General features: G+C 35.0%; 5 protein-coding genes. All 5 read left to right on the forward strand.

Annotated features, from left to right (window positions below):
* The first annotated feature begins 90 nt into the window (after positions 1 to 90).
* Entirely contained in the window at positions 91 to 1515 is a 1425-nt protein-coding gene (miaB, locus tag C0975_RS05820; protein ID WP_101775450.1) for a tRNA (N6-isopentenyl adenosine(37)-C2)-methylthiotransferase MiaB, read from the forward strand.
* Between the two features lie 402 nt (positions 1516 to 1917).
* On the forward strand, positions 1918 to 5103 hold the full coding sequence (locus C0975_RS05825; RefSeq protein ID WP_101775451.1) for an exo-alpha-sialidase: 3186 nt from the start codon (positions 1918 to 1920) through the stop codon (positions 5101 to 5103).
* A 460-nt stretch (positions 5104 to 5563) separates the two neighbouring features.
* Positions 5564 to 6952 (forward strand): nicotinate phosphoribosyltransferase, encoded by a 1389-nt coding sequence (locus C0975_RS05830; RefSeq protein WP_101775452.1) that lies wholly within the window; start codon positions 5564 to 5566, stop codon positions 6950 to 6952.
* A gap of 775 nt (positions 6953 to 7727) precedes the next feature.
* Positions 7728 to 9035, forward strand: coding sequence for a ShlB/FhaC/HecB family hemolysin secretion/activation protein (locus tag C0975_RS05840; RefSeq protein ID WP_101775454.1), 1308 nt, complete (start codon positions 7728 to 7730; stop codon positions 9033 to 9035).
* Positions 9036 to 9778: 743 nt separating this feature from the next.
* The coding region (locus C0975_RS05845) for a hypothetical protein (protein WP_143485122.1) at positions 9779 to 9959 on the forward strand (181 nt) is incomplete at its 3' end.

The following is a 9959-nucleotide window of genomic DNA, read 5'->3' on the forward strand; positions in this document are numbered from 1 at the left end:
AAATCTCTTTTTTAACTAGCCAGCATACTGACGAGCCTGTAAAATAGCCAGTCAAATTTTTTATAGATTAACTGAATTTTTTAAAACAATATGACGCAAAAACTACATATTAAAACCTGGGGTTGTCAGATGAATGAATACGATTCATCAAAAATGGCAGATCTTTTAAATACTACTCATGGTTTAGAATTAACAGAAATTCCAGAAGAAGCAGATGTATTATTATTGAATACTTGCTCGATCCGAGAAAAAGCGCAAGAAAAAGTCTTTCATCAATTAGGTCGCTGGAAAGAATTAAAAAAACAAAATCCAGCACTTGTCATTGGTGTTGGTGGTTGTGTTGCATCACAAGAAGGCGAACATATTCGTACTCGTGCCCCTTATGTTGATATTATTTTTGGACCTCAAACCTTACATCGTCTACCTGAAATGATTAATCAAATTCGTGGGGGGAAAAGTTCGGTTGTTGATGTTAGCTTTCCAGAAATTGAGAAGTTTGATCGCTTGCCTGAACCTCGAGCTGAAGGTCCAACTGCCTTTGTTTCTATTATGGAAGGGTGTAATAAATATTGCTCATTTTGTGTGGTCCCTTATACCAGAGGTGAAGAAGTTAGTCGTCCTGTTGATGATGTGTTATTTGAAATTGCGCAATTAGCAGAGCAAGGGGTACGCGAAGTCAATTTATTAGGTCAAAACGTGAATGCATATCGTGGTGCCACTCATGATGATGGTATTTGCACTTTTGCTGAGTTATTACGACTGGTCGCTGCAATCGATGGTATTGATCGTTTACGTTTTACCACAAGTCATCCAATTGAATTTACAGATGACATCATTGATGTCTACCGTGATACGCCTGAATTAGTCAGTTTCTTGCATTTACCAGTGCAGAGTGGTTCAGATCGTGTGCTTTCCATGATGAAACGTAATCATACCGCACTTGAATATAAATCCATTATTCGCAAATTAAGAGCGGTTCGTCCTGAAATTCAAATTAGTTCAGATTTTATTGTTGGCTTCCCAGGTGAAACAGCAGAAGATTTTGAACAAACAATGAATTTAATTGCTCAGGTGAATTTTGATATGAGCTTTAGCTTTATTTATTCCGCTCGTCCTGGCACACCTGCTGCTGATATGCCTGATGATGTATGTGAAGAAGAGAAAAAACAACGTTTATATGTATTACAGCAGCGTATCAATAACCAAGCAGCACAATTTAGCCGTGCAATGTTGGGGACAGAACAACGAGTATTAGTAGAGGGACCATCGAAAAAAGATATCATGGAACTTACTGGGCGGACAGAAACAAATCGTATTGTTAACTTTGTTGGAACACCAGATATGATCGGTAAGTTTGTTGATATTAAAATTACTGATGTCTTCACTAATTCATTACGTGGTGATGTGGTTCGTACTGAAGAACAAATGGGGCTGCGTGTGGTGCAATCACCACAAGCGGTGATTAATCGTACACGTAAAGAAGATGAGCTCGGGGTAGGGCGTTATCACGCTTAATTTTGATTACTCCCATCAATAACAAAGCTGCTCAAGGTAAATCATCTGAGTAGCTTTTTTCTTTTTATTAGAAAAAAATTGTAATTTGACTTTTCTTTTAATTCTTATCATTTTCCAAACATAGGATTAAATTTATTTTAAGCAAAATTTGCTTTTATTTTACTCCATTAATAAATAGATAAATTTTGTGCATTTATCAAAAATGTTAATTTTCTCGTTTTTATGTTGATTATTTGTTGTATTTTTATACATAAATGGAGTCTTATTTCATTTTTTACCTTAAAAACTGTGATAACACTCTAAATATCGTCATTTACTCCTTTACTCCATTTTGTAACCTAATTAGTTTTAAGGCAGTTGTAGTGACAACATGCTTAATATGATGATTGGATTGAGGTATTTATGAAAAAATTTAACCCTAGTCTTTTAACACTTGCATTATCAAGTACTTTACTTTCTTCTACATTCGCTTTTGGTCAAATTACTGATACGGATAGGCTTACTTTAGGCGCAATATCACACCCAGAAATTAAGCTGTTTGATAAAAGTTTAACCGAGCAAGGCAGTGAAAATGTGCCAATTTGGCGTATTCCTTCTTTATTGAGAACAAAAGACGGTGTATTAATTGCCGCAGCAGATAAGCGCTGGCAACACCGCGGAGACTGGGGAGATATTGATACTGCAATCCGTATTAGCCATGATGATGGTAAAACATGGGGAAATATTACAACGATTTTGGATCTGCCATCACAAAATGGAGATAAATCACCAATTAGAGATGATGCGCCAACGTTTAATCCCTGGGGAATTCGTAGTAGTAATAGTGCTGAAAATAAGAAATACAGGAATTCAGCTTTTCTTATAGATGCTCAAATGGTTCAAGATCAACGTAATGGTCGAATTTTTTTAGCTGTTGATATGTATCCTGAAAGTACTGGATTATCTGGAGTTAATGATAATGGAATAAAAGAGCTAGGCAGCGGATATGTAAATATTGGTGGAAAAAATTATTTGAAGCTTTATCAATATGGACAAGCTAATGGAAATCATTGGACATTACGTGATAATGGAGAGGTTTTTGATGAAAATAATGAAAAAACAGAATATCGAGTAGAAGTTAATGGAAAAGCTGAACTAAATTTCAAAGATTTAGGCAATGTATATAAAAATGGCGAATATTTAGGAAATATCTATTTAAAGAAAGAAGATAAGAATAAAAATGTCCCATTTGTTGCGCCAAATACAGCCTATATCTGGTTGACTCATTCAGATGATAATGGGAAAACTTGGGCGAATCCTGTCGATATTACTTCTCAAGTTAAGAAAGATTGGATGCGTTTTTTTGGTACAGGACCTGGAGTTGGTCTTCAAACAAAAAATGGAAACTTAGTTTTGCCTGTGTATTATTCTAATCTTGCTGGCATGGAATCAACAGCTTTGATTATTAGTCAAGATGGTGGTAAAAGTTGGGAATTAGGTAAAAGTCCTAATGATACTCGTTTAAATGGCTATGATTCGAGAACTTCTCCTAGTAATACTAATAGGCTAACGGAAGCTCAACTTGTTGAATTAGATAATGGAGACATTAAACTTTTTATGAGAAATCAAAGTGGTAAAGTAATGATGTCAACATCTAAAGATGGAGGTTATACATGGGTTAGTACTGAAAAAATTAATGAACTGAATCATGGTTATTCACAGCTATCAGTTATTAAGTATTCTAAAAAAATTAATGATAAAGAATATGTTATTTTTTCAGGGCAATCTATATCAGGAACAAGTGGAGATGATAAGCGTCGTGATGGTAAACTTTTCTTGGGAGAAGTTCAAGCAGATGGCTCTATTAAATGGAATACTACAAAATTAGTTAGAGAAATAAAAAGTTCTGGAAAAGCAAATAGAACACATCCAAACGGCTATGTTTATAGCTCAATGGCAGAACTTGGTGATGGCAGTATCGGATTAGCGTATGAAAATACTACTGATTACACAACGATCATGTACTTACCAATTGAAATGCAAGAATTTTTCTGGCGCGATGGCAAAATATTTAGTGACATCCGTCAAAAAACGCCATTAACAGTCACTTATAATGGTACAGATTCCCTTGAGAAAATAGGTGATGGTATTGCAGTTAAACAAGGTGTGGGAGAAAGTCTAGGAGGCGTGACTGTTAGTGAAGGTACTTTAGTTTTAGCGCAAAAGGCTGAACAAAATAAAAATAAAGCTTTCACTGATGTTACGCTAAATAAAACAGGTGTTCTACAAGTTGAAGCTATGCAAAATATTGATGTATTAACTGTAAATAATGATGCTTCAGGGCATATTCAACTTACCGTTTCTGATGAGAAGACATCAAAGTTAAATATTACAAAAGCCGTATATGGTAAAGAAGTTAGGTTGCAAGTTGATTTACAGAAAAAACTGAAGCCAAATGATAAAGGTTACTATCGTGCTCAAGGTGAAGAATTACTCACGTTTAAGGATGATGGTCAAGTGAAATGGCGTTTAGTTGATAATGAATTAGCTTATGGTATGTATGTTTATACTGTTGCTTCAGTGGCTAAGCCTGGTGTATTACGTGCGCCAGCGGTACCCCATTCACTTTATTTAACAAATAAATTAATTACGGCAGACGGTAAAGCTGTATCAACAGTCGCACCGCTTAAAGCACCATCAACAGTAAATGCACGTCCACAAGTGAACCCTGTATTAGCTTCTTATTTAACCGCAAATCTTGCAATCAATAAAATGAGTGAGCAAATTCAACAAGGTTTTATGCGGGAAACACGTTTATTGCATGATAAAGAGCGCAGTATTTTTGTTAAATATCTCAATGGTAAACAAAAATATGGTTCAAATTTAAGTTTTGTTGACTATGGTTATGATTTTAATTCAAGTTATAACGGTGTAATGTTAGGTGGTAAAGTATGGCAGTCTGAAGGTGGTAATAATGCGGTTTATGTGGCATTGAATAAAACCTCTTATAAAGTGACGCCAAAAGCAGTAGATGGTGATACCAAAGCGAAATATCAAAGTTGGGGGGGAAGCGCAAATTGGCATAGTAACTTGTCTCACAATTTGATGGTAGATTTATCAACTGGCTATCAAAAACATAAGGGCGATATCGAAAACGCAAGTAATGTAAAAGGTCATACCTTTAATATTGGTGCTGATTTGGGTTATCGCTATCAATGGATGCAAAATACCTCGATTACTCCAATGTTTGGTTTACACTATTTACATGCATCTCTTTCGGATGTCAACGATAAAACCAATGACGCGTTGTTGAAGTATAATAATTTGAATGTATTAAAAACGAATCTTGGTGTTGATGTGAGTTATCGAGTTGAGATGTTTGAAGTCAAAGGACAGCTTTCTTACGATATGTACCAACAAAAAACACATCAATTATATGTTGATGGTGTAACATATAAACAAGGTAAACTCGCTGATACATTAAATTTAGGTACACAAGTTATTGCAAATATTACGCCTAAGTTTGCTTTATCAACAGAGGTCGGTTTCCAACATGCACGTAATAAAGGACAGTATTCTTTAGCAATTGGTGCTCGTTACCAATTCTAATGAAGAAAAATCACTGCATATTACAGAGTAGTGATTGGACTAAAAGAGCAATGAATATTGAGAAGGAGCTCATATTTATTGCTCTTTTTATATTGTTTAAATGGTTCCTATAAAGATGAATACTGCTTTTTAATGTTGCCTTTAGCAATAATACAGATTTAATTGCTTTTTACTGGTTTAAGATTATCGAAATGATCTTTAGATATATGATCAATATCTTGCTGCTGCGTGAATCAACGTTTTAACAGAGAAAGGGTGGTCAATTTTGAACATATTTTGTAAAGCGTTATATCTATTACTATATAATATTGTTGTTATTTGAGACAAATTTAATAAAAAATCGACCGCTCTTTTACTTTTTATACATTATTCGCAATTATCTAGTGTCATTTAAAATAAACTTTGGTAAAGTATATATATCAAAAATATGTTTATTTTTAGTTAAAATGATTTAAATGAAATGTATACTTCTAACTTCCTCAATCTTATTTTAAATGTTGACAGCTATAAAGCGTCTCATTGGCTACAATATCCGCCTAATACAGAGCATGTATCTTATTATGTTGAAGCGCGTAGCGGATATTTTGATGTTGTTGTATTTGGTTTACAAGCGTTCATCAAAGAATATTTATTAACACCAATTAGTCAACAAGATATTGAAGACGCAGAAGTAGTTCTAAGTATGCATGGTTTACCATTTAATCGTAGTGGTTGGCAGTGTTTAATTGAGAAGCATCATGGATTTTTACCATTAAAAATAGAAGCGGTACCAGAAGGTACTGTGTTGCCTGTAGGGAATGTGGTTTGTCAGATTGTCAATACTGACCCAGAGTTCTATTGGCTTGCAGGCTATCTAGAAACTGCATTATTGCGTGCCATTTGGTATCCTTCTTCTGTTGCAAGCATTTCTTATTTTTGTAAGCAAAAAATTAAACAAGCACTTGAAAAATCTGCAGATAATTTAGATGGGTTGCCGTTTAAACTACATGATTTTGGCGCAAGAGGCGCGTCTAGTTTAGAAACAGTGGCTTTAGGCGGTTTGGCTCATTTAGTTAATTTTAACGGAACAGATAGTGTTTCCGCATTGCTTGCTGCTCGTCGTTGGTATAATGCAACACAAATGCCCGCTTTTTCTATTCCAGCAGCAGAACATAGTACGATCACCTCATGGGGAAAAGAAAGAGAAGTTGCTGCTTATGACAATATGTTAAATCAATTTGCTGGTAAAGATAAGATTTATGCAGTCGTATCAGATAGCTATGATCTTTGGTATGCGCTAGAAAATATTTGGGGAAGTAAACTTAGAGATAAAGTAAAACAATTAGGTGGCACGTTAGTTATACGTCCAGATAGTGGAGAGCCAGTAGAAGTGATATGTCGAGCACTAACGATTTTAGAAAATAAATTTGGCTCAACAATAAATAGTAAGGGCTACAAAGTGCTGCCTGATTGTATACGCCTTATTCAAGGAGATGGGATCAATTGCAATTCAATTGTTCCGATTTTGGAAGCGATAATGGCACATGGATTTAGTGCCGATAATGTGAATTTTGGAATGGGAGGTGGTTTATTACAACATGTTAATCGAGATACGATGAGTTGGGCAATGAAAGCAAGCGCAGCCAAGATTGTGAGTAAATGGCAAGATGTGTATAAAGATCCAATTACTAATCGTGCAAAACGTTCAAAAAGAGGTGTACTTGCTTTAGTTAAACAACAGGAACGCTGGCAAACGGTACTTCAGCAGGAGTTAGGCGAGCGAGAAAATCAATTACGCACAGTCTTTTTGAATGGGCAATTATTGATTGATGATGATTTAGAAACGATTCGCACAAGAACTGAGAGATAAGAATATCTTTATCAAACTATTTCTCTGAATTCATTTTGATTTATTGTTTAGGCTTTTAGAGCGAAATAACTCCTGTAAATTTATTGATATTACATTTATATAGTAAGTAAAAATCCATTTTCATAGAATGGTTTTTAGTTGACAATAAAAATTTAATTTAGAGTGGACAATTTGGTACAAGCGTATAACAGTTTTATAGTAAAGTTGATGACATAGGAAATTTGCTTCCTCCCTATGTAGTTTTTTTATGCTTAGTCTATTTTACGGAAAACTGAAAACTAGGACAAAAAAGAAAAATGGATTGTATGTAGTATGTTATCTCTTCTTTAATTGAAAAACTAAAATAATTTGTTCAAGCATGATAAAAAGCGATTTGTCATTTCTAATATATCTAATAAGTTGGCTATACTGCTACTATAGCGAAATTCCTTATCAAAAATTAATCAATAAGAACGCACTGTATCGCAATTCAATAATCTTACTAAGTAAGAATTGAAAAATAAGAAAGATAAATTTTAGATATAAAAAAGACGCTTTATTGACTATCTTTTTGTATTTATTGATGTTTTGATGGTGCCCGAGGCCAGACTTGAACTGGCACGCTTCGAAAAACGAGGGATTTTTAGTCGTCTCTGTTTTTATTAGTAAAGGGGCTTTTATGTTGAATAGTTTAATAACATTTTTAAACATAAATGATTTTCTCTATATTAGAGAATGATTAAATCAAAGATGGGAAGGGAATGTATTGACATGTTTTTATCTTTTAGAGGTCTTTATGCGCCATTTTCCTTTATTTGCGCTGTTGACAGCGACAAGTTTGAGTTTAGCAGCGAATTTATCGCCTTTAGAGCAAAAAGCATTAGACCAGCTTGATGCGACCCAGCAACAACGTCAACAAGCGTTGGAAGTCCAAAAGTCCAATCAGTTTTCAGCGCAATCGGATGTGCAATTTGACAAGCCACCCTCGAGTGAGTTTCGTTTACCTATTTCGGAATCGCCCTGTTTTCCGATTGAACGTATTCATATTCTTGATTATCAAGCTTCTGCACTTCCTATTTCTGACTTTTCTTTCCAAACATCCTCTTATACCTCCTCTGATTTTTCTTATCATCTAGCTCATGTGACTGAGACTTTTCAAGCAGCACGTAGTGAGTTTAGTTGGGCTTATCATCAAGCGGCAGCAGAATTAAGCTTGATGTTGCCCCATTGTTTAGGTGGTGAAGGGATAAATGTATTGATGAAGGCAATGCAAAATCGGCTTATTGAGCGAGGTTATGTGACAACACGTGTAGTGGCAGGCGAGCAAGATTTACGTTCGGGTAAGTTACTGTTAACGGTGATACCAGGGCGTTTGCGTCATAGTTTGATAACAGATAAAAGTGGGGTGAATAAGTTTACGCGTTTAACGGCTTGGACTGCGATGGTACCGCAACAAGGTGATGTGCTCAATGTACGAGATATTGAACAATCTCTTGAGAATTTCAAACGGGTGCCGACCGCAGAAGCGACCATTAACATTGTGCCTGCAGAGGGGGAGGCGCAACTGGGGGAAAGTGATTTAGTGGTGCACTATGCTCAAGCTTTTCCGTTTCGTTTAACGTTAGGTTTAGATGATGTAGGCTCGACATCAACTGGACGTTGGCAAGGTTCAATGACTTTATCGTTAGATAATACTTTCACGGCGAATGATTTATTTTATACCAGCTTTACGCATAGCTTAACACGCCCTCATTGGGCAGGAGAGGATGATAAGGGACATCGTCAGAGTCGTAATTTAAGTTTTTATTATTCAGTACCTTGGCGCTATTGGCAGTTATCTGCTAGTCATAGTGAAAATGATTATGTGCAAGAAATCGCAGCGGCTTTTGGTTCGACGGTAATGTATTTGGGGCGAAGTGAGAACAGCAAGGTCACACTTTCTCGTTTAGTGTTTCGTAATGCACAACATAAAACGACGTTGTCGGGTGCTCTGTGGGCGAGGAAGTCACATAATTTTATTAATGATGAAGAAGTGAGGATTCAGCGTAAACGGACAGGGGGATGGGAAGTAGTTATTATGCGGAAGTACCGAATGCAAAAATAGATAGGGAAAAACGAGAGAGATTTATAAAAATTTGGGGGAGCCAAGTTCAAATGAGTACAATCCATCTTCACCCAAATTAGTTAAACCAATAAATAGTAAATAGTAAAGAGCATGGAGCATATGATGAAAATCCATTTTAAATTAATATATATCACAGGTTGCTATCCTTGTAAATTTTTAGATTGGAATTGTAATCAAAGTATAGCAGATACAAAATGGTATAAAGCGTCTCTTTTGTGTGAAAAAGAGCAACAAAAAGTTGCAAAAAAGATATTATAAGGAAAAATATACAGAAGATGTAGATATTTACATTATAGATAAGTGCATTATTTATAATGGGAAATATGAATTTATTTCAGATTCTAAATTCAAACAATAATTGAATAATTTTTTGTATTATGGATAAATAAGAAAAGTGCGGTCAGTTTTGAATGAGTTTTTGGTTTTGAGAGATTAAGCGCGTTTTTATATGACAAAGTAAGAACGAAACTAGATGAGGTTTCTGTTTAGCGTTTCAAGCCTTTTAGGTCTTTTTTCCTTTCATAAGGAATCAAAATTTCCTTTTTTAGTAAGCCCACTCCACTTCGGTGGAGTGGTTTATCCTTAAAAAATTACCCTTATTCCTTTGGCCATTTTGGTGATGATGAATTTCATCTGATTGATGGAGATGCATTAAGGGGTTGGAAAGATAGAAACCTATCTCAATTCTAAACTTATATTATTAATATTAAGGAATTGTAATAATGAATAGAAACTTTTTAATTTTTATTATCAGCTCTGCTTTAACATTATTAAGTGTAGAAATTTTTTATATTGCAATTCCTTTAACTGTTTTAGCATTAGGCTATTCTGCTGTACAAACAAGCTGGTGTACTTTTGCTTTCTTTTTACCTGTTATTTTAGTCAAGATATTTATATCTCCAG

Origin of the sequence: Pasteurella oralis, assembly GCF_002850605.1 — a bacterium.
In the GTDB taxonomy this organism is placed as follows: Bacteria; Pseudomonadota; Gammaproteobacteria; order Enterobacterales; family Pasteurellaceae; genus Pasteurella; species Pasteurella oralis.